Annotated in this window: 18 protein-coding genes; 8 read left to right on the top strand and 10 right to left on the bottom strand. The window is 67.8% G+C overall.

Annotated elements, in window-relative coordinates:
* Nucleotides 1-6: 6 nt before the first annotated feature.
* Entirely contained in the window at nt 7-453 is a 447-nt protein-coding gene (locus ACWPKK_RS07670; protein WP_452002472.1) for a DUF4405 domain-containing protein, read from the bottom strand.
* Between the two features lie 237 nt (nt 454-690).
* Here ACWPKK_RS07670 and ACWPKK_RS07665 point away from each other — a divergent pair, with 237 nt between their 5' ends.
* From ACWPKK_RS07665 to arfB, 6 genes are all read left to right on the top strand, one after another.
* Nucleotides 691-2,244 carry a tetratricopeptide repeat protein gene (locus tag ACWPKK_RS07665; RefSeq protein ID WP_452002470.1) on the top strand — a complete coding sequence of 518 codons (1,554 nt, stop codon included), beginning with the start codon at nt 691-693 and terminating at the stop codon, nt 2,242-2,244.
* A 64-nt stretch (nt 2,245-2,308) separates the two neighbouring features.
* On the top strand, nt 2,309-3,193 hold the full coding sequence (locus ACWPKK_RS07660) for an AraC family ligand binding domain-containing protein (RefSeq protein WP_452002467.1): 885 nt from the start codon (nt 2,309-2,311) through the stop codon (nt 3,191-3,193).
* A gap of 33 nt (nt 3,194-3,226) precedes the next feature.
* Nucleotides 3,227-3,961, top strand: coding sequence for an AzlC family ABC transporter permease (locus ACWPKK_RS07655; RefSeq protein WP_452002465.1), 735 nt, complete (start codon nt 3,227-3,229; stop codon nt 3,959-3,961).
* Nucleotides 3,954-4,262 carry an AzlD family protein gene (locus ACWPKK_RS07650; protein ID WP_324866324.1) on the top strand — a complete coding sequence of 103 codons (309 nt, stop codon included), beginning with the start codon at nt 3,954-3,956 and terminating at the stop codon, nt 4,260-4,262. The genes ACWPKK_RS07655 and ACWPKK_RS07650 overlap by 8 nt, the downstream gene beginning before the upstream one ends.
* Before the next feature lie 229 nt (nt 4,263-4,491).
* The gene (gene rsmA, locus ACWPKK_RS07645) at nt 4,492-5,397 is read left to right on the top strand and encodes a 16S rRNA (adenine(1518)-N(6)/adenine(1519)-N(6))-dimethyltransferase RsmA (RefSeq protein ID WP_452002463.1); all 906 of its coding nucleotides are present in this window, start codon (nt 4,492-4,494) and stop codon (nt 5,395-5,397) included.
* A complete protein-coding gene (arfB, locus tag ACWPKK_RS07640) occupies nt 5,394-5,813 on the top strand; it encodes an alternative ribosome rescue aminoacyl-tRNA hydrolase ArfB (protein WP_310112965.1) in 420 nt (139 codons plus the stop codon). Before rsmA ends, arfB begins: the two co-directional genes overlap by 4 nt.
* A gap of 11 nt (nt 5,814-5,824) precedes the next feature.
* On the opposite strand, the gene ACWPKK_RS07635 is transcribed toward arfB, so the two are convergent.
* A complete protein-coding gene (locus ACWPKK_RS07635; protein WP_324866330.1) occupies nt 5,825-6,169 on the bottom strand; it encodes an HVO_A0114 family putative DNA-binding protein in 345 nt (114 codons plus the stop codon).
* On the bottom strand, nt 6,166-6,459 hold the full coding sequence (locus ACWPKK_RS07630; RefSeq protein ID WP_452002460.1) for a toxin-antitoxin system TumE family protein: 294 nt from the start codon (nt 6,457-6,459) through the stop codon (nt 6,166-6,168). The genes ACWPKK_RS07635 and ACWPKK_RS07630 overlap by 4 nt, the downstream gene beginning before the upstream one ends.
* A 229-nt stretch (nt 6,460-6,688) precedes the next feature.
* Between ACWPKK_RS07630 and ACWPKK_RS07625 the strand changes: the two genes are divergently transcribed.
* Complete coding sequence (locus tag ACWPKK_RS07625; RefSeq protein ID WP_452002458.1) at nt 6,689-7,930, top strand: MFS transporter; 1,242 nt, start codon at nt 6,689-6,691, stop codon at nt 7,928-7,930.
* A gap of 22 nt (nt 7,931-7,952) precedes the next feature.
* Here the strand turns inward: ACWPKK_RS07625 and ACWPKK_RS07620 are convergent, their stop codons facing one another.
* The 6 genes from ACWPKK_RS07620 to dprA all read right to left on the bottom strand — a co-directional run bounded on the left by ACWPKK_RS07620 (nt 7,953) and on the right by dprA (nt 16,658).
* Nucleotides 7,953-9,248, bottom strand: coding sequence for an O-acetylhomoserine aminocarboxypropyltransferase (locus ACWPKK_RS07620; RefSeq protein WP_452002457.1), 1,296 nt, complete (start codon nt 9,246-9,248; stop codon nt 7,953-7,955).
* 21 nt (nt 9,249-9,269) lie between these two features.
* On the bottom strand, nt 9,270-9,806 hold the full coding sequence (locus tag ACWPKK_RS07615) for a CoA-binding protein (RefSeq protein ID WP_452002454.1): 537 nt from the start codon (nt 9,804-9,806) through the stop codon (nt 9,270-9,272).
* On the bottom strand, nt 9,803-10,609 hold the full coding sequence (locus tag ACWPKK_RS07610; RefSeq protein ID WP_452002451.1) for an enoyl-CoA hydratase: 807 nt from the start codon (nt 10,607-10,609) through the stop codon (nt 9,803-9,805). Before ACWPKK_RS07610 ends, ACWPKK_RS07615 begins: the two co-directional genes overlap by 4 nt.
* A gap of 226 nt (nt 10,610-10,835) precedes the next feature.
* The gene (locus ACWPKK_RS07605; RefSeq protein WP_452002448.1) at nt 10,836-12,650 is read right to left on the bottom strand and encodes a tetratricopeptide repeat protein; all 1,815 of its coding nucleotides are present in this window, start codon (nt 12,648-12,650) and stop codon (nt 10,836-10,838) included.
* A 35-nt stretch (nt 12,651-12,685) separates the two neighbouring features.
* A complete protein-coding gene (gene topA / locus ACWPKK_RS07600) occupies nt 12,686-15,475 on the bottom strand; it encodes a type I DNA topoisomerase (RefSeq protein WP_452002446.1) in 2,790 nt (929 codons plus the stop codon).
* Between the two features lie 46 nt (nt 15,476-15,521).
* Complete coding sequence (gene dprA, locus ACWPKK_RS07595; protein WP_452002443.1) at nt 15,522-16,658, bottom strand: DNA-processing protein DprA; 1,137 nt, start codon at nt 16,656-16,658, stop codon at nt 15,522-15,524.
* Nucleotides 16,659-17,163: 505 nt separating this feature from the next.
* On the opposite strand from dprA, the gene ACWPKK_RS07590 reads away from it, so the two are divergent.
* Nucleotides 17,164-18,642, top strand: a complete 1,479-nt coding sequence (locus ACWPKK_RS07590) for a methyl-accepting chemotaxis protein (RefSeq protein WP_452002440.1) — start codon at nt 17,164-17,166, stop codon at nt 18,640-18,642.
* Between the two features lie 52 nt (nt 18,643-18,694).
* Here ACWPKK_RS07590 and ACWPKK_RS07585 read toward each other — a convergent pair whose 3' ends face one another.
* Nucleotides 18,695-19,492 carry an oxepin-CoA hydrolase, alternative type gene (locus ACWPKK_RS07585; RefSeq protein WP_452002437.1) on the bottom strand — a complete coding sequence of 266 codons (798 nt, stop codon included), beginning with the start codon at nt 19,490-19,492 and terminating at the stop codon, nt 18,695-18,697.
* Nucleotides 19,493-19,688 lie beyond the last annotated feature (196 nt).

The raw sequence follows: 19,688 nt of genomic DNA, 5'->3' as shown, positions 1-19,688 counted from the left end.
TAGGCGTCAGCGCGGCCGCTGGGCGGCCAGCATGCTGGCGACCGACGCCCCGGTCCTGCCGGCGCGCTCGCCGATGGCGGTCAGTGTCTCGCCCGGCGCGGCCTCGATGTTCGCGGCCTTCAGCACTTCCACCGCCTTGTCCGGCGTCATGCCCAGGGCCGGCGCCGCCGCTTCCAGCCGGGCGGCGGACAGCGCGCCGAACACCGCGCCCGGATTGACCCCGCCGCCGCCGGTGGTGCCGGTCATGCCGGTGAAGACCACCGATACGATGATGCTGGTGACGAAGGCCGCCTGCGCCGCATGGCGCTTGAGATATCCCATGAAGGCGCGCCAGTTCTTCACCAGATGCCAGAGCGCGATGGCGGAAAACACCACGCTCAGCCATTCGTGGGAGAAGCGCACCAGCCCGGCGTTCCAATGCAGAAGCAGCATGATGCCGGTCACGGTGGACACGACGAAGGTGACGATGTGACGGGGGTCACAACGTCGCGGGTCATGGTCTTGGAGGTTGACATCGTCATGGCAGTCGCCCCTGAAACATTGTTGTTCTTGGTGAGCGACCATGATCGCGCGCGACTGTAACTGGACAATATCCAGCAGGGTGCGGCTGTGTAACAGTGTGTAACGCGCCGGCCGGCATGTTATCGGCCGTGTCGCCCGTCATTGTCCGCGATGTGTTTGGGGAGTGTCATGGCCTCGATTCAGGAAGCCTTGCGGGTCGCCGTCGACCATCACGGGGCCGGGCGGCTGCGGGAGGCGGAAATCCTTTATGGCCGCATCCTCGACGCCGCCCCCGAAACCCATGCCGCATCCCATCTGCTGGGCATGCTGCTGGCCCAGACCGGCCGGCTGGAGCAAGCGGCGCCGCATATCGCCGATGCGGTGCGGGGCAGGCCGGAGGTGGCCGATTACCACCGCGATCTCGGCAAGGTCCATCAGGCGCTCGGACAACCGGCGGAAGCCATGGTCAGCCACCGCCGCGCCGCCGTCCTGCAGCCCGACGATGCGGCGGTCCTGGCTCTTCTCGGCGTGACGGCGCAGATGACGGGCGCCACCGGCGCCGCCATCGACGCGCTGGGCCGGGCGTTGACGCTCGACCCGCAGGACGGCGAGACCCGGCAGCGCCTGTCCCTGCTTCTGGAATTGCGCGGCCTCGACCATCTGGAAGGGCGGCGGGCGGAACTGGCGGTCGCCGACCTGTCGCGCTTGATCGACGTGGAACCGCCGACGGCGGAGCGGATGTTCCAACTCGGCAACGCCCTCTCCCGCGCCGGACGGGCGGACGATGCGCAGTCCCGCTACCGGCAGGCACTGGTTCTGCAGCCCGACCATGTCGGGGCTGTCTTCAACCTCGGCGTCCTGACCCGGCAAGCGGGCGGACTGGATCTGGCGGCGCTGGAACAGGCGGCGCCCATCCTGGGCAGGGCGGTGGCGCTGGCGCCCGATTTTCTCGACGCGCGTGAAAACCTCGCCATCCTTCTCTTCCAGTCCTATCGGGAGGCGGAGGCTTTGGCCGAGGGCGACAGGCTCCTGACGATGAAAAAGCGGATCGCGGTGCAGGAGGGCGCGGCGCTGGCTTTGCCGCCGCTTCGGGACCGCCCGGCCGCTCCGGAGCGGCGCATCCGCGACGTGGTGGCCTTCAGCCTGTGGGGAACGGCCGACATCTACCGCCGTGGTGCGGTGGAGAATGCCCGGCTGGTGCGGTCGGTCTATCCCGGCTGGACCTGCCGGATCTACCACGACGACAGCGTGCCGCCGGAGATTCTGGCGGAGCTGGACGAACTGGGCGCGGAACGGGTGGTGATGCCGCCCGGCAGCGGCCCGGTCATTGGCCTCTACTGGCGGTTCCTGGCCTCCGACGATCCGAACGTCCGCCGTTTCGTCTGCCGCGATTGCGATTCGCGCGTCGGTCCGCGCGAGCGGGCGGCGGTGGAGGCGTGGATCGCCTCGGGCAAGCCCTTCCACGTCATGCGCGACCACCCGCTGCACAGCGAACTGATGCTGGCGGGCATGTGGGGCGGGACCGCGGGCCTTTTGCCGCCGCTGGAACCGCTGATCGAACGCTTCGCTGCGGCGGAGGCCGACCGCTGGCAGGACCAGCGCTTCCTCCGCTCCCACCTGTGGCCGCTGATCGCCGATGCGTGTCTTGTCCATGACAGCCACCAGCCGTCCCATGGGGTTTCGTTCCCCGAGCATCCCGGCGACCCGGCGGAGCATGCCGTCGGCCGGCGCGTGATGGGGTAGTCTGCGGTCCCGCCGCAACAATCCTGTCCAAGACGACCGCCGCGCCCGCCTGTTAGACTGCGGCATGGACCAGCAATCCGCACTCTTCGAGACGCCGGCCGCCGGCGGCGACTTCGCCCGGCTGTGGCGGGAAGCGCGCTTCGACGGCATGGAATGCCTGAACGCCCGCTTCCAGCGCCACAGCTACGCGCCGCACACGCACGAGACCTATGTGGTCGGCGTCATCACCGCCGGAACCGAGCTGTACCGCTGCCGTGGCAGCGAGCGGGTGGCGCGGGCCGGGCAGGTGGTGGTGCTCGACCCGGAGGTTCTGCATGACGGGCGGCCGGCCGCGGACGGCTATGCCTACCGCATGTTCTACCCGTCGGTGGCCCTGTTCGAACAGGCGATGGCCGACGCGCTCGGCCGGCCGGTCGCGCCGCATTTCGCCGCCACCGAACTGGACGACCCGGAACTGTTCCAGGCCCTGCGCGGCCTGCACCATGGGCTGGAGGGGCCGAATCGAGACCCCTTGCGCACCGATACCGACGCGCTGCGCGCCTTCACCGCGCTGGCCCTGCGCCACGGCGACCTGAGTGCGCGCCCGCGCGAGGCGGGGCGGGAGCCGGCGGCGGTACGCCGTGCGCGGGAATTCTTGGACGCCCATCTCGACAGCCCGGTCGAACTGGCCGATCTGGCGGAGGCGGCCGGGCTTAGCCGGTTCCACCTGCTGCGCGTCTTCCGGGCGGCGGTGGGGACGACCCCGCATGGCTATCTGACCGACCGGCGGGTCGCGCAGGCCAAGCGGCTGCTCGCCGGGCCGCTGCCGCTCGCCGACGTGGCGCTGGCCTGCGGCTTCTGCGATCAGGCGCATTTCAACCGGGTGTTCAAGGGGCGGGTCGGCGTCTCTCCCGGTCAATACCGGCGCGGCAGCAATCCCGTCCAAGACGTGCGCGCCTCGGCCGCCTAGCTTGCCGCCCATGAGCAAGCATATGGCACACTTATGAGCACGGACAGCATCACCATCCCGGCATCCCCGCGACAGGAGTTCGCGGCGGGTGTCGTCCATTCCCTGCCCATCGTGGCGGGCGCCGTTCCCTTCGGCTTCCTGCTGGGCAGCCTCGCCGCCAAGGCCGGGCTGTCGGCATTGGACATGGGGCTGATGAGCGCGCTGGTCTTCGCCGGCAGCTCCCAGTTCGTCGCGGTCGAACTGCTGGACAAGAATGGGAGCGGGGGCAGCGCCGGGCTGGCGGTGGTCGGGGCCATCCTGCTGGTCAACCTGCGCCACCTGTTGATGGGGGCGACGCTGGAACCGCGTTTCCGCGGCATTCCGCGGGCACGGGCCGGTCTGGCGCTGTTCTTCATGACCGACGAGCAATGGGCGCTGGCGCTGCGCCGCGGGCCGGAGCTGACGCTGGCCTACTGGTACGGGGTGGCGGCGACTCTCTATCTGGCATGGCTCGCCAGCACGGTGTCCGGCACGCTGGCCGGGGCGCTGATCGCCGACCCGAACGCCTGGGGGTTGGATTTCACCTTCATCGCCGTCTTCCTCTGCCTGCTCGCCGGATTCTGGCGAGGCGTCGGCTCGCTGCCGCCCTGGCTGGCGAGCGCCGCCGCCGCCCTGGCCGTCCATGCCCTGTCGCCCGGCGGCACCTGGCACATCATCGCCGGCGCGTTGGCCGGCGGCGCCGTCGCTGCCGTTCAAGCCAAGTGGCAGGGGAGGGCGAGCGATGCTTGAGTCGCTGCATCTGGACTGGAGCCTCCTCGCCATCGTGCTGGGCGGGGCGCTGGTCACCTGGATGACCCGGATCGGCGGGCCGTGGCTGATCGCGCGGGTGCGCCTCGGCCCGGTGGCCAATGCGGCGCTGGAAGCCACGCCGGGTGCGGTGCTGGTGGCGCTGGTGGCGCCCGCCGCCCTGTCGCGCCCGTCCGATGCGCTGGCCGCCGCCTTCGTCTGCCTGATCGCCCGCCGTGTGCCGATGGTGGTGGCGGTGGCGGCCGGCGTGGTCGCCGTCGTGCTGCTGCGCCGCCTGCTGTAGCAACTGTTGAAAGCCCCTCTCCCCTTGTGGGAGAGGGGTTGGGGTGAGGGGTTGCGAATTTAGAGAATCCAGCGGCCTACGGCCGGTTTCCCCTCATCCCAACCCTTCTCCCGCAAGGGGAGAAGGGCTTTCTATATGCAATGTTGCTGCAAGCACCTGAAATACGAAGTCAGCGATCGGGGCAAACTGCCGTCTGGTGAAGCGCGCGGGGGATGCCTATAAGTCGGGAATGACCGACCCGACCTCCGCCCCTGCCGCCGCCGCCGCGCCCGCCGCCTTCGACCCGCACGCCCTGCCGCCGCTGCGCGACGTGATCGCGCGCTTCGGGCTGGAGGCGCGCAAGTCGCTGGGTCAGAATTTTCTGCTCGACCTGAACCTGACGGGGCGGATCGCCCGCTCGGCCAACCTGCCGGCCGGCACCACCGCCATCGAGGTCGGTCCCGGTCCCGGCGGCCTGACCCGCGCGCTCCTGGCGACCAACGCGGTGAAGGTCATCGCCATCGAACGCGACCGCCGTTTCATCGAGGCGCTGCAGGACGTGATCGAGGCGTCCCAGGGCCGGCTGTCCATCGTCGAGGCCGACGCCCTTACGGTGGACCCTGAGGATCTCGCCCCCGCCCCGCGCGCCATCGTCGCCAACCTGCCTTACAACGTGGCGACACCGCTTCTGCTGGGCTGGCTGGCGCGGATCGAGGCCTATGTCAGCCTGACCCTGATGTTCCAGAAGGAGGTCGCAGACCGGCTGGTGGCGAAGCCCGGCAGCAAGGCCTATGGCCGGCTGTCGGTCATCACGCAATGGCGCTCCGACGCCCGCGTGCTGTTCAACCTGCCGCCGCGCGCCTTCACCCCGCCGCCGAAGGTCGAATCGACGGTCGTCCACCTGACCCCGCGCGCCAACCCGGAGCCGGCGGACTGGCGCGCGCTGGAGCAGGTCACCGCCGCCGCCTTCGGCCAGCGCCGCAAGATGCTGCGCCAGAGCCTGAAGTCGCTGGGCAACGCCGAAGCCCTGCTGGAGGAGACCGGCCTCGCCCCGACCGCGCGGGCGGAGGAGATCGACGTCGCCGGCTTTGCCGCACTCGCCCGCGCCTTCCGTGCCCGCCATCCGCTGGAGCCACCGTCGGAGAGGACTGAATGATCAGGGTCACCCCCCGCATCAGCCTGGACGAAAACGAACTGCAGGAGGAATTCGTCCGCGCCTCCGGCCCCGGCGGCCAGCACGTCAACAAGACGGAGACGGCGGTCCAGCTTCGCTTCGACGTGCGACGCTCGCCGAACCTGCCCGACCCGGTGCGCTATCGGTTGGAGCGGCTCGCTGGGTCCCGCCTGACCCAGGACGGCGTACTGATCCTGGTGGCCGACCGCCACCGCTCGCAAATCCGCAACCGCGAGGACGCCCGCGAGCGCCTGATTGACCTGATCCGCGACGCCGCCGCCCCGCCGCCGCCGCCCCGCCGCCCGACCAAGCCGACCAAGGGCTCCAAGGAGCGGCGCCTGGAAGGGAAGGCCAAGCGGTCGGAAGTGAAGAAGATGCGCGGGAACGTTAACGACTGAGCGGTCCCGATCTAGAGAGCCATTTTCATCTCGACATCGTCATAGTCGACCCGCAATCCGTCTTGGTCGTCGATCAGACCGGCCTCGACCAATGCGGTCACGTCCATATGGACGTTGCGGTAATCGCGGCCCAGCGCCCCGGCCAGCGCCCGGATGCTGGCGGTCGGCGTACGGTGCAGGTAACGGAGGATTTCGAGCCGTTTCGGCGTCAGGATCCTGGCCATTCCCTCGAAAGACTCGAAGGTGATGTGGTGTTCCCTAATGGTCTCTCCGGCCTCATGACGGCGGAGCGCATCCTTGATCGCAGCCGCTTCGGCCTGGAGATCGACACCGATGTGGATCTGAAGCGTGGTCATGATCTTCCCTCTCTAACCGCGGCAACGTCGGTGAAGAACTGGTCGATTAACTGCTCGATGGTTTCGAACCGAACCGGAAGTTCCCGGTCCCGGATGTGTTTGTGGTCGCCGTTGCCTTTCTCATTGTCGTATCCGACGATCCGCTCGCCGTCCTTGCCGTAGAACAGGCTGTATTTGTACCGGTGTTCCGAGGGCGGCACCGGAACCGCGACCGACCAGACCCGCACCTGGACAATGCTTCCGTCGTCGTAGACGGTCTTGCGGGATACGAGGAGCGCGGCTTTGTGCATGCTTCAATATAGGTCGTCCCTGCGATGTGGTGAAGCCACATATGGCAAGTTAGCACATCGGGCTATTCGCCGCCTGCAGTCGCCGGACGAAACCAGCGCTCGAAATCAGGCAGCATGCCCGCCATGAGGCGGGTGCATTGGACGGTTCAACCATCCCGTGCCAGCTTTGCTCTTCGCTTGCCCGTGAAACATTCCCCCGCGAGGACAAATCCGGGGCCGGAGACGTTCGATGAGTCATCCATCCGCCAGCGCCGCCCTGCCGTCGCCGACCTCGGCCCGTCTGTCGGTCGGCTTCGCCTGGGTCGGGCATACGCTGATGCACATCGTGTCGGCCCTGTTCCTCACCATCGTGCTGGCGCTGGAAACCGAATGGAAGCTCTCCTATGACGAACTGATCCGGCTGTGGACGCTGGGCGCCTTCATGATCGGGCTGGGGGCGCCGCTGGCCGGCTGGCTGGGCGACCGCTGGAGTTCGGCCGGCATGATGGCGGTCTTCTACCTGATGACCGGAGGCGGGGCGGTGATGGCCGGGCTGTCGGACGGTCCGGAGATGCTGATGTGGTCGCTGGCCCTGCTGGGGCTGGGGGCGTCGATCTACCACCCCGTCGGCATGGCCTGGATGATGGCGAATGCCGAGAATCGCGGCAAGGCGATGGGCTGGCTCGGCCTGTTCGGCACCTTCGGGGTCGCCACCGCCGCCATCGTCGCCGGCAGCCTGACGGAATGGCTGAACTGGCGCATGGCCTTCATCATCCCCGGCGCCATCTGCCTCGTGATGGGTGCCGCCCTGGCCCTGCTGATCATGAGCGGCATCGTCCAGGACCGTCACGCCGACGTGAAGCCGCAGCCCAAGCCATCGCGCGGCGACGTGGTGCGCGCCTTCTTCGTGCTGTCGCTGACCATGGTCTGCGCCGGGCTGATCTTCAACGCCATGCAGGTCGTGCTGCCCAAGCTGTTCGAGGCGCGGCTGGGCGGCTGGCTCGGCAGCGGAACGCTTGGGGTCGGCGGGCTGGTGACGGCGGTCTATCTGATCGCGGCCCTGCCGCAGATGATCGGCGGCGTGCTGGCCGACCGCCATTCGCTGAAGCGGGTCTATATGCTCTGCCTGCTGGTCCAGATTCCGATGATGGCCGCGGTGTCCGTCCTGGCAGACCTGCCGCTGGTGGCCGCCGCCGCTTTCGTGGTCATCGCCTCGCAGACGCAGATCCCGGCGGAGAACATGCTGCTGGCCCGCTACACCCCGGACAAGCACCGCGGGCTGGCCTTCGGCGCCAAATACATCCTGTCCTTCGGCGCGGGCCCGCTGGCGGTTCAACTGGTCGCCTGGGTCTACGAGCGCACAGGCGAGTTCACCATGCTCTACCTGACCCTGTCGGCGCTGGCCGCCCTGGCCTTCGCCGCCGCCCTGCTGTTGCCCGACGACCGTCGCAAGGCCGAACCGGTGGCGGAGCCGCTGCCGGCGGCGGAGTGATCCGCCGCCGGATTGAGGGGCCTTACCCCAGCGTCTTGTTCAGCGCCTGGTCGAGGTCGGCGATGATGTCCTCCGGCGTCTCCAGCCCAATGGACAGGCGGAGCACGTCGGGGCCGGCGCCGGCCGAGGCCTGGGCCTCCGCCGACAGCTGGCGGTGGGTGGTCGAGGACGGGTGGATGATCAGCGACCGGGCATCGCCGATGTTGGCGAGGTGGCTGAACAGCTCCACGCTCTCCACCACCTTCACGCCGGCCTCGAAGCCGCCCTTGACGCCGAAGGTCAGCACCGCACCGGCGCCGCGCGGCAGGTACTTCTGCGCCAGGGGGCGATACTTCGACGATTCCAGCCCGGCATAGCTGACCCAGCCCACCGCCGGGTGGCTTTCCAGGAACTGCGCCACCTTCAGCGCGCTGTCGGCATGGCGCTGCATGCGCAAGGGCAGGGTCTCGATGCCGTTCAGCGTCAGGAAGGCGTTCATCGGCGCCTGGCTCGGCCCCAGGTCACGCAGGCCGACGGCATGGCCGTGAATGGTGAAGGCCAGATGGCCAAAGGTCTCGTGGAAGCGCAGGCCGTGATAGCCGGGGTCGGGTTCGCTCAGCGCCGGGAACTTGCCGGACTTGCTCCAGTCGAACTTGCCGCTGTCCACCACCACGCCGCCGACCGAGGTGCCGTTGCCGGACAGGAACTTGGTGGTGGAATGCACCACCAGCGTGGCGCCCCACTGGATCGGGTTGATCAGGTAGGGGGTGGCCAGCGTGTTGTCGACGATCAGCGGGATGCCGGCCTCGTCGGCGATCTTCGCGATGGCCTCGATGTCCGTCACCACGCCGCCGGGGTTGGCGAGGCTTTCGACGAAGATCGCCTTGGTCTTTTCGGTCAGCGCCGCCTTGACGGTGTCGACGGTGTCGGTGTCGACGAAGCTCGGCTGCCAGCCGAAGGCGCGCGGGAAGCTGATGCCGAGCTGGTTCAGCGAACCGCCATAGAGCTTCTTCGACGCGACGATGTGGTCGCCGGGCGCCATCAGCGGGAACAGCGCCAGCAGCTGCGCCGCATGGCCGGACGAGGTCGCGGTGGCGCCGGCGCCGCCTTCCAGGTTCGCCAGCCGCTCTTCCAGGACCGCAACCGTCGGGTTGGTCAGGCGGGAATAGATGAAGCCGACCTTCTGCAGGTTGAACAGCGAGGCGGCGTCGTCGACATTCTCGAAGACGAAGCTGGTGGTCTGGTAGATCGGCGTCTGCCGCGCGCCCGTCGCCGGGTCGGGAGCGGCGCCGGCATGGATGGCGCGGGTCTCGAAGCCGAAGCTCTTCTGCTCAGTCATCTGCGTGATTCCCCCAAATTTTCAGATCAGCTTTTTGAACGATTTCGTCGGCGCCATGCGGCGCGTCACCAGCACGTTGGAATTGACCCCGATCCGGCCGATCTCGCCGTACAGGCGCTGGATTTCCATCTTCGGGCAGCGGTCCATCACCACGGTCAGTCCGGCGGCCTGTGCCCGCGCCGCCGCCTCGTCGTTGCGGACGCCCAGCTGCATCCAAACCACCTTGGCCCCGGCGGCGATCGCCTCGTCCGTCACCCCGCCGGCGGCGGCGGAGTTGCGGAAGACGTCGACCATGTCCGGCGGCTCCGGCAGATCCTGAAGGCTGGCGTTGACGGGCAGGCCGAGAATGGTCTGGCCCGCCATCTTCGGGTTGACCGGGATGACCTGATAGCCCTTGTCGCGCAGGTACTTCATCACGAAGAAGCTGGCCTTCACCGAGTCGGCGCTGGCGCCCACCACGGCGATGCTCTTGGCGCTGTCCAGGATGCCGCGCAGGAAGGCGTCGGTGTAGTCGGCGGGCTCCGTGATCTTTTGCCCGCCCGTCTTGGGATCGGTCATCGGCCGCACCAGACCGGCGTGCGCTTGCCCAGGAAGGCGTCGATGCCCTCGGCGGCATCCTGCGCCATCATGTTCTCGGTCATCACCTTGGCCGCATAGGCGTAGGCGCCCTCCGCATCCAGATCAATCTGGCGGTAGAAGGCCTCCTTGCCGGTGGCGAGGGTCAGCGGCGATTTGGACGCGATCTTCGCCGCGACGCTGTCCACCATCTCGTCCAGCTGGTCGGTCGGCACCGCGCGGTTGACGAGGCCGATGCGCTCCGCCTCTTCCGCGTCGATCAGGTCGCCCAGCAGCAGCATCTCCATTGCCGCCTTGCGTCCGACCGCGCGGGTCAGCGCCACCATCGGCGTCGAGCAGAACAGCCCGATATTCACGCCCGGCGTGGCGAAGCGCGCCTCCTCCTCGCAATAGGCGAGGTCGCAGGTGGCCACCAGCTGGCAGCCGGCGGCGGTTGCCACCCCGCGGACCTTGGCGATCACCGGCTGGCGGACGCGGTTGATCGTCAGCATCAGGCGGGAGCACTGGGTGAACAGCGCCTCGTACAGCTCGCGCGACGGGGCGGCGCGCATCTCCTTCAGGTCATGCCCGGCGCAGAAGGCGCCGCCGGCCCCGGCCAGAACCACGGCGCGCACGGAGCGGTCCTCATGAATGGCATCCAGCGCGTCCTGCAACGCCGCCATCAGCCCCACCGACAGGGCGTTGCGCGCCTTCGGCCGGTTCAGCGTCAGCGTGGCGACCCCATCACGGTCCTCGCGCAGGACCAGAGGGGCATGGGGATCGTGTGTGGAAACCGCGGCGCTCATGGTCGTTGTCCTCCCGTATTCCTTTGGTTGCGCACCGCCGGCAGCTTAACGCGCCGGGCCTGCGGGCGACACGGGTAACCTGCAGGGCAGGGACAATGAGACGACAGGTGGAGAAGGAATTCAACGGGTAATTTTGCTATAACCGCTCAAAAAACTACTGTATTAATAGGGAATATCTTCGAGCGACACGGTGCGGACAGACGTCCGGCCTATGCGGCAGGGATGGTCAGACCGAGAAGTGAAGCCGTCCGGCGATGTAGCTCAGGCGGGCCTCGACCATGTCGCCAGCCCGGAACCGCCGGTCGATCGTCAAGAATTGCAAAGCCTGCTGCCAATGGCGCGACTCCGAACCGGGAGCGGTGGACAGCATCGTGTGGTCGTCGATGTGCAGTTCGAACCAGAAGGCGATGGCGTGCAAGGCACCGTCGGCGGCGATCGGCAGGCGGACGGACCCGACCGGACCATGCGCGGGTGGATTGCGCAGATCGATCCAGCAGACATCGGTCGGCGGCCCCAGCGGCCGGTGCGGCAGATCGTTCAACGCCAGCACCATGTAGGAGGGGTTGCGATACGCCTCCAGCCGCGACAGGTCGAATCCGGCGATGGTGCCGACCGGGTTTGCGCTTCGCAAGCCGGGGCATTCGATCGGCATCGCCTTGATGACCGCGCCTCGCGGCAGGATTACGGCATTGGGCTTCACCAGCGCGCGTGCGGCCTTGGCCACGCTTGCCGCGGCACCCTCGCCCAGCAGTCCGGCGTCGAGGATTTCGGAGATCAGCAGATCGGCCGGTTCGGGAAGATCGATTCCGACGCGCAGTTCCGACGATCGCTTGTTGATGATGGTGATCCGGTCCGACAAGCCGTTGTCGGACACGATTCCCCTCGCAAGCTCCGCCAGCGGTCGCGACAGTTCGCAGCTGTAGACATGGGCGGCGCCGGCCCGGGCAGCCATCAGGGCGAGCAGGCCCGCACCGGTGCCGATCTCCAGGACGATCATGCCGGGCTTCACAGCTGAGTCGATCGCCCGCTGATAGGCGGCATTGCGTGCCTGATCCGCCAGCATGGTGAAATGCCAGGCGGGAAATTGCCTGCCAAGCACAAGGCGCAGATCGAGTTGGGCTGCCTGGAAGGAAGGCTCGACGGCCAGCGCCCGGCGGTATCCCGCGGTTGCCGTATCCATCCGGTGCCGGTCCTTCTCGACGGACGCGAGGCTGTACCATGCCTCGGCATCGCCCGGCGTCAGCGCGAGGGCCTGGCGGTAGCCTGCGGACGCAGCCTCCAGGCTGCCCGATTCGTGATGAAGGCTGGCGCGGTTGAAGTGGGCTTCCGCCAGATCCGGAACCTTGCGGACCAACCTGTCGAGGAGGGCGATGGCGCCGTCCACCGCGCCGGATCGCGAGAGAGCCGCCGCGGCGCGAAGGATCGACCCGAAGGAGTCCGGAACCAGACGGGCGACCCGCAGGAACAGGGCGGCCGCCTCGGCCGGCCGATCCGCTTCCAGCAGTTCGGCTGCCGCATGAAGGGTTGCGGCATGCGCCGGCGAAAGCAGTAGGCAGGCGCGAAAGCTGTCCAGCGCCTCGCCCTCGCGTCCAAGCCGGCGCTGGAGAACGCCGCAGTTGAACAGCGTCTCCTCCTTAAACGGATCGAGACGGCCGCTGCGGCGGGCGATGACCAGCGCCCCGGCCGGGTCGGCGATCATGGCGGCGAGATTGCCCAGTGCATCCGGATGATCGGGTTCCAGGGCAAGGGCCATGCGGTAGCAAACCTGGGCTTCGTCGTTCCGCCCGAGCGCCTTCAGGGCATTCCCGGCGTTCGACCGGTAGGTGGCCTGCTCCGGCGCGAGACGGATCGCCGTCCGGAAGGACGCGACGGCATCCGTTGCGCGCCCCATCTGCGTCAGCGCGACGCCGAGCAGATGATGGGCATCCGCTTGGCCGTGATCCGCCTCGATGATGCGGCTGTAAAGCGTCGCCGCGGCATCCAGCCGACCGGAGCCGTGATGGTCGAGGGCGGCAAGCAGGGCTTCACGGATGGTCGCCATTGCTCAGTCCCCGCCATACGCCGCCGTTCGTTCGGTCAGGATGCCTTGGCGGTCTTCTTCTTCGGTGCGGCGGCTTCCGCCGGTGCGTCCTTGGCGGCCTTGGCCTTGGTCGCCTTCTTGGCGGCGGGCTTCTTCGCAGGCGCCTTCGCCTTGGCGGGCTTTTCCGCGTCTGTGCCTTCGGCCTTGGCCGGTTCGGCTTCCTTCGGGGCCTTGCCCTTCTTGGCGGCGTCCTTGGCGACCTTGGCGTCGATCAGTTCCAGCGCCTGTTCCAGCGTGACGCTGTCCGGCTCGGTCCCCTTCGGGATCGAGGCATAGACGCTGGCGTGCTTCACATAGGGGCCGAACCGGCCGGAGCCCATGGTGATCGGCTTGCCGGTCTTCGGGTGATCGCCCAACGTCTTGGCCGGCGCCGACGCCTTCTTGGCCGCACCGGCCAGCAGATCGACGGCGCGGTTGATGCCGATGGTCAGAACGTCGTCATCGGGCGTCAGCGACTTGTAGACGCTGCCATGCTTCAGGTAGGGACCGAAACGGCCGATGCCGGCGCTGATCTCCTCGCCCGTCTCCGGGTGGTTGCCGATGGTGCGCGGCAGGGCCAGAAGCTTCAGCGCGGTGTCGAGATCGACGTCCGCCGCAGCCATGCCCTTGGGCAGCGACACCCGCTTGGGCTTCGGCGCCTCGTCCTTCTTCTTTTTCTTCGCCTTCGGCTTCTTGCCGTCGGCAGCGGGCTCTTCGGCAGCCGGCTCTTCCGGCGGAGCGACCGCCGCGGTGGGCGCCGGGCCCAGCTGGATGTAGGCGCCGTAGGGGCCGCGGCGCACCGTCACCGGCAGGCCGGTCTCAGGATCGTTGCCCAGCTCGCGCGGTCCTTCCTGCGCCTCGCCGTTCTCGTCGTTGGCGACGGCCAGCGGCCGGGTGTAGCGGCATTCCGGATAGCGCGAGCAGCCGATGAAGGCGCCCATCTTGCCCAGTTTCAGCCCCAGCCGGCCCTCGCGGCAGACCGGGCAGACGCGCGGATCATGACCGTCCTCGGTGGCGGCGGGGAAGAAGTGCGCGCCGAGTTCGTTGTCGAGCGTGGTCAGCACCTGGGTGATCGTCAGATCCTTGGTGCCGTTCACCGCCACGTCGAAGGCGGTCCAGAAGTCGCGCAGGACGGTCTTCCAATCGATCTTGCCGTCGGAGATCTCGTCCAGCTGGTTCTCCAGCTCCGCCGTGAAGTTGTACTCCACATAGCGGTGGAAGAAATTCTCCAGGAAGGCGGTGACCAGCCGGCCGCGGTCTTCCGGGATGAAGCGCCGCTTGTCCAGCCGGACGTAGTTGCGGTCCTGCAGAACCTGGAGGATCGAGGCATAGGTCGACGGCCGGCCGATCCCCAGCTCCTCCAGCTTCTTGACGAGGCTGGCTTCGGAATAGCGCGGCGGCGGCTGGGTGAAATGCTGTTCCGGATTGATGTCGCCGCGGGCCAGGGCGTCGCCCTGGTCCATGGCGGGCAGGCGGCGTTCCTGCTGGTCGTCCTCGGCCGCGTCGTCGCGGTCCTCCTGATAGACCTTCAGGAAGCCGTCGAACACGACGATGGAGCCGGTGGCACGCAGCACCACGTCCTTCGAGGGGCCGGCGATGTCCACCGCAACCTGGTCCAGCACGGCGCTTTCCATCTGGCTGGCCAGCGTGCGCTTCCAGATCAGCTCATAGAGGCGCAGTTCATCCTGTTCCAGATAGCCGGCAACCGAATCGGGACGGCGCTGCAGGTCGGTCGGCCGGATGGCCTCGTGGGCCTCCTGGGCGTTCTTGGCGGCGGTCTTGTAGACGCGCGGCTGGGCCGGGACGTAGCGCTCGCCATACTGGGAGCCGATCAGGCTGCGGGCGCCGTCGATGGCCTCCTGCGACAGGCTGACGCCGTCGGTTCGCATATAGGTGATGAGGCCGACCGTCTCGCCGCCGATGTCCACGCCCTCATACAGCTTCTGCGCGGTCCGCATGGTGCGGGTGGCGCCGAAGCCCAGCTTGCGCGAGGCCTCCTGCTGCAAGGTGGAGGTGGTGAAGGGCGGCGACGGGTTGCGGCGGCTCTGCTTGCGCTCGACCGTCGAGACGGCGAAGGCCTGCGGGCGGATCTTCGCCACAGCGGCTTCCGCGGCCTCGCGGTTGGGCAGGCCGAACTTGTCGAGCCGCTTGCCGTCCAGCTGGGTCAGCGACGCGGTGAAGGAGGCCCCGGCCGGCGTGGTGAAGCCGACCGCGATCGACCAATATTCCTGCGGCTTGAAGACCTCGATCTCCGACTCGCGCTCGCAGATCAGGCGCAGTGCAACCGACTGCACGCGGCCGGCCGATTTGGAGCCCGGCAACTTGCGCCACAGCACCGGCGACAGGGTGAAGCCGACCAGATAGTCCAGCGCCCGGCGCGCCAGATAGGCGTCGACCAGTTCGCGCGACACGTCGCGCGGGTTGGCGATGGCGGCCTGCACCGCGCTCTTGGTGATCTCGTTGAAGGTGATGCGCTGGACGTCGCGATTGTCGGTCAGGTGCTTTTCGCGCAGCAGTTCGGACAGGTGCCAGGCGATGGCCTCTCCCTCGCGATCCGGGTCGGTTGCGAGATAGACGCGGTCGGCCGACTTCACCGCCTTGGCGATCTCGTCGATGTGGCGCTTGGAGCGGTCGCCCAGCTCCCATTCCATCGCGAAGTCTTCATCCGGGCGCACCGAGCCGTCCCGCGCCGGAAGGTCGCGGACATGGCCGAAGCTGGCGATGACGGTATAGTCGTCGCCCAGATACTTGTTGATGGTCTTCGCCTTGGCCGGCGATTCGACGATGACGACGTTGCTGCCCGGCAAGAAACCAGCCCTTCGCGTATGCCCACCCAAACCACGGCGATGCCGATCAGGCGAGAGAGACCTGATGACCGGGAAGACGCTGGACTCGGCCGGCAAGCTCAAGTTCCAGAACCACGGTCAGCACCACCGGAGCGGACAATTGGCACCCGCGGACGAGTTCGTCAATGGTGACGGGCGAGGGGCCGAGGTTTTCCAGCACCAGGGCGCGTGCCTTTGCAAGGTCGGATTCGTCCGGTTCCGTGGTGGGGCCGGGGACCAGTCCGGCGGCGCTGAACAGGTCTCGCGGCCGTTCCGCCAGCGTCGGCGGCCGCAGGTTTTCGATGGCGCGCAGCACGTCGTCGGCCCGTTCCACCAGCGTCGCCCCCTGGCGCAGCAGATTGTTGGCGCCGTGGCAGCGCGGGTCGAGCGGGGAGCCGGGGACCGCCATCACCTCCCGCCCCTGTTCCAGCGCCATCCGCGCGGTGATGAGCGAGCCGGAGCGCAACGCCGCCTCCACCACCAGCACACCCAGCGACAGGCCGGAGATCAGGCGGTTGCGGCGGGGGAAGTGACGCGCCTGCGGCTGGGTGCCGATGGCGCTTTCCGCCACCACCACGCCCTGTGCCACGATGTCGCGGTAGAGTCCCTCGTTCTCAGGCGGATAGACGACGTCGATGCCGCCCGCCAGCACCGCGGCGGTGCCGCTGGCGATCGACCCGGCATGGGCGGCGGTGTCGATGCCGCGGGCAAGGCCGGAAACGACCAGCAGTCCGGCCGCGCCAAGCTCCCGCGCCAGCGACTCGGCGAATTTCTTGGCGTTCAGCGAGGCGTTGCGAGCGCCCACGATGGCGACCGCGCGCCGCTTCAGCAGATGGGCGTGACCCGCCACCGACACCACCGACGGCGCGTCGTCGACCGCGGCCAGCGGTTCCGGGTAGTCGGGTTCGCAAGAGCAGATCAGGCGGGCGCCGAAGCGGCGGTTCGCCTGCATCTCCCGCTCCGCCTCCGCCTTGGAGGCGACGCGCAGCGGTTTGGTCCGCCCGCCGCGCCGCGCCAAGTCCGGTAGGGCGTCCAGCGCCGCACGGGCACTGCCGAACTGCTCCAGCAGGCGATGAAAGGTGATCGGTCCCACATTCTCGGTGCGAATGAGGCGGATCCAGTCGAGCCGTTCGGCATCGGACAAGGGGCGGCGCGGTTGTGTCATGCTTGGAGATCATACAACCGATCCATGCGGGGCATCAACATGCGAACGTATGGCGACTCCATGCCCGGAAAGATCTCTTGCGAAGAGTGCGTGCCGCCGCTGACACAATCCGGCGGGTAGGGCCGAGCCGTCCTTCTGCCTCCTTGAACTCTTCCCTCCTTTCGGATCGCCGGCCGGGACACATCCCTGCCGGCCCGGCAACACCATGTGGAACCTACGCTTGTATCAATTGCGGCGGGGTGTCGCGTGGCTGCGTTGCTGCTCAAGGCAATGAAACACTATCCGCAAGTAATAAAGTTTCGGTCCGTTGGCGCCCGTTTGAGACGACGGTCCTCCATCAAGGCGTGTCGCGATGAAGGGCGTTCTCAATCAACAATAATGGAATCCGGTCAAATCAGTGGTTTGTGATCATTTCGGAATAGCGACGTATGCCGGAGTTTCCCCAATAGAACCGTGACCATTGGTATGTATCATTGGCCACGGATTATGGACTGGGGGGTGGGCGATGTTCGGACGGGGGAAAATCAACCAGGCGCTGGCGCGGAAGTTGTCGGCGCTCGATGCTCTGCGGGCGAAGGTGATGGTGGCCGACAATGATCTGACCATCGTCCACGTCAATCCCGCCGTGGTCTCTCTGCTGCGCGAAGCGGAGGGCGACCTCCGCAAGGATTTGCCCCGGTTGGACGTGAGTCGTCTGGTTGGCAGCAACATCGACGTGTTCCACAAGAATCCCGACCACCAGCGCCGGTTGCTCGCCACCCTAACGAAGCCGTACAACGCCACCATCAAGGTTGGCGGCCATCAGTTCGACCTGCTGGTCACCCCGTTGACGGAAAACGGGCAGCGCATCGGCTTCGTCGTCGAATGGGCAGACGCCAAGGAGCGGCTGGAGAATCTCGACTATGCGGCGCAGATGGCGGCGATCAGCCGGTCGCAGGCGGTGATCGAGTTCACCACGGACGGCACCATCACCAAGGCCAACGACAATTTCCTGAAGGTGATGGGCTATCGCCGGGATGAGGTGATCGGCAAGCATCACAGCATGTTCGTCGAACCGGCCCAGCGCAACAGCGCCGACTATGCCCGCTTCTGGGATACGCTTCGCCGCGGCGAATTCCAGGCTGCGCAATACAAGCGCATCGGCAAGTCCGGCAATCCGGTGTGGATCGAAGGCGCCTACAACCCGATCTTCGACGATAAGGGTAAGGTGACGAAGGTCGTGAAGTTCGCGGTGGACATCACCGCCCAGATCGCCCTCCTGAACAATCTGAAGGTGATGATCGACAAGAACTTCGGCGAGGTCGATCAGGCGCTTCACCTGTCGCTGGGCGAGGCGGGCTCCGCCAATGCCGCCGCCGGTTCGACGTCCGCCAGCGTCCAGGCGGTGGCCGCCAGCGCAGAGGAGCTCGTCGCCTCGATCGGCGAGATTTCGCAGAGCATGACCCGCGCCCGCGCCGCAACGGACGGCGCCTTCGACCGCACCGTCGCGGTGGGGGAAAGCACCGACCGGTTGGCCGCCGCCGCCCAGGCGATGAACGGTATCGTCGGGCTGATCAACTCCATCGCCGGCCAGATCAACCTGCTTGCGCTGAACGCCACCATCGAAGCGGCCCGCGCCGGAGAGGCCGGCAAGGGCTTCGCCGTCGTGGCGTCGGAGGTGAAGAACCTCGCCAATCAGGCCGGCAAGGCGACCGAGCAGATCTCGGCGGAGATCGAGGGCATCCAGTCGACCTCGACCGAAGTCGCCAGCGCGCTGAACGCCATCCGCGAGGCGGTGGCCGTCGTGCGGGAGCATGTGACCGGCACCGCCTCGGCAGTCGAGGAGCAGAGCGCCGTCACCCAGAACATGTCGGCCAACATGCAGACGGCGTCGGCCGCCGTGGCGACGGTGACCTCCAACATCGCGGCGATCTCCACGGCGGTCAGTCAGGTGGCCGGAGCGGTCGAACGGACCAAGGAGGCGGCGCACGTCCTGGTCCGCTGATCCTGCTCCGCTGCCCCTGCTCCGGTGACAGCCCCGGCCTGCCGGCTCCTTGTCAGCGCTTGTGGAACACCGGCGGGCGCTTTTCGAAGAAGGCGGTGATGCCCTCCTTCGCTTCGCCATGGTGCAGGGCTTCGACGAACAGGTCGCTTTCGCGGGCGAGCTGGGTGGCGAAGCTGCCATAGGCCAGTTCCATCAGCTTCTTGGCGCGGCCCATGGCGCCGCTCGGGCCCTCGGCGATGGTCTTTGCCCAGGCGACCGCATCCGACAGCGCCTGTCCCGGTGCCGTGACGCGGTTGACGACGCCGGCCGCATGCAGGCGGGCGGCATCCACCGGGCCGCCGGTCAGCATCAGTTCCGCATAGAGCTGCGGCGGCAGCGCGCGGGCCAGCGAGGCTGAGGCGCCGCCGTCCGCCGTCAACCCGACCTTGACGTAGGCGGTCAGGAACTGCGCGTCCTCCGCCGCGACGATCAGGTCGCAGGCCAGCGCCAGCGAGAAACCGGCGCCGGCGGCCGGTCCCTCCACCGCGGCGACAATCGGCTTGGGGCATTCGCGCATGGCGCGGACCCAGCCGTGGAAACGCTCGATCCCATCCCGGTTCTCCGACCGCGAGCGGCTGCCGTGGTGATAGAGGTTGTTGAGGTGCCCGCCCGAGCTGAAGGCGCCGCCGGCCCCCGTCAGCACGATGGCGCCGATGTTGGGATCGTGCGTCGCCTCGTCCAGCGCATCGCGGCCGGCGGCCATCATCCGCAGGCCGAGCGCGTTGCGGGTGCCGGCGTCGCTCATGGTCAGCACCATGACGCGGCCCTGGCGTTCCACCGTCATGCTGCCGGTATCCTGTCGTTCGTTCATGGTCGTTTCTTCCCCGGTTGTCCTTGTCCGGCGGAGGGTTCCTCGCCGGATGGTAGAGCCACTGTGACAGCGGGAGGGCACCGCTCCAATCCGTACGACCGGTATAGGAACAAGCCTGATTTCGCGGAAAACGCCTGTTCTTCCACAATACCCCTTCCTACATTGGGGTGAGGCCGATCGCCGCGGCAGCGCCTGG

The sequence above is a fragment of the Azospirillum largimobile genome, from assembly GCF_977007025.2.
Note: the sequence above shows the minus strand (reverse complement) of the source record. Positions and strands in the feature narration are given on the sequence as shown.

Coding starts and splice junctions, on each gene's coding strand:
- ACWPKK_RS07605 (WP_452002448.1), bottom strand. CDS start 12,650: ATGGCGACCATCCGTGAAGCCCTGCTTGCCGCCCTCGACCATCACGGC.
- ACWPKK_RS07665 (WP_452002470.1), top strand. CDS start 691: ATGGCCTCGATTCAGGAAGCCTTGCGGGTCGCCGTCGACCATCACGGG.
- arfB (WP_310112965.1), top strand. CDS start 5,394: ATGATCAGGGTCACCCCCCGCATCAGCCTGGACGAAAACGAACTGCAG.
- ACWPKK_RS07615 (WP_452002454.1), bottom strand. CDS start 9,806: ATGACCGATCCCAAGACGGGCGGGCAAAAGATCACGGAGCCCGCCGAC.
- ACWPKK_RS07620 (WP_452002457.1), bottom strand. CDS start 9,248: ATGACTGAGCAGAAGAGCTTCGGCTTCGAGACCCGCGCCATCCATGCC.
- ACWPKK_RS07590 (WP_452002440.1), top strand. CDS start 17,164: ATGTTCGGACGGGGGAAAATCAACCAGGCGCTGGCGCGGAAGTTGTCG.
- ACWPKK_RS07650 (WP_324866324.1), top strand. CDS start 3,954: ATGCTTGAGTCGCTGCATCTGGACTGGAGCCTCCTCGCCATCGTGCTG.
- ACWPKK_RS07655 (WP_452002465.1), top strand. CDS start 3,227: ATGAGCACGGACAGCATCACCATCCCGGCATCCCCGCGACAGGAGTTC.
- ACWPKK_RS07630 (WP_452002460.1), bottom strand. CDS start 6,459: ATGCACAAAGCCGCGCTCCTCGTATCCCGCAAGACCGTCTACGACGAC.
- ACWPKK_RS07610 (WP_452002451.1), bottom strand. CDS start 10,609: ATGAGCGCCGCGGTTTCCACACACGATCCCCATGCCCCTCTGGTCCTG.
- rsmA (WP_452002463.1), top strand. CDS start 4,492: ATGACCGACCCGACCTCCGCCCCTGCCGCCGCCGCCGCGCCCGCCGCC.
- ACWPKK_RS07625 (WP_452002458.1), top strand. CDS start 6,689: ATGAGTCATCCATCCGCCAGCGCCGCCCTGCCGTCGCCGACCTCGGCC.
- ACWPKK_RS07660 (WP_452002467.1), top strand. CDS start 2,309: ATGGACCAGCAATCCGCACTCTTCGAGACGCCGGCCGCCGGCGGCGAC.
- dprA (WP_452002443.1), bottom strand. CDS start 16,658: ATGACACAACCGCGCCGCCCCTTGTCCGATGCCGAACGGCTCGACTGG.
- ACWPKK_RS07585 (WP_452002437.1), bottom strand. CDS start 19,492: ATGAACGAACGACAGGATACCGGCAGCATGACGGTGGAACGCCAGGGC.
- ACWPKK_RS07635 (WP_324866330.1), bottom strand. CDS start 6,169: ATGACCACGCTTCAGATCCACATCGGTGTCGATCTCCAGGCCGAAGCG.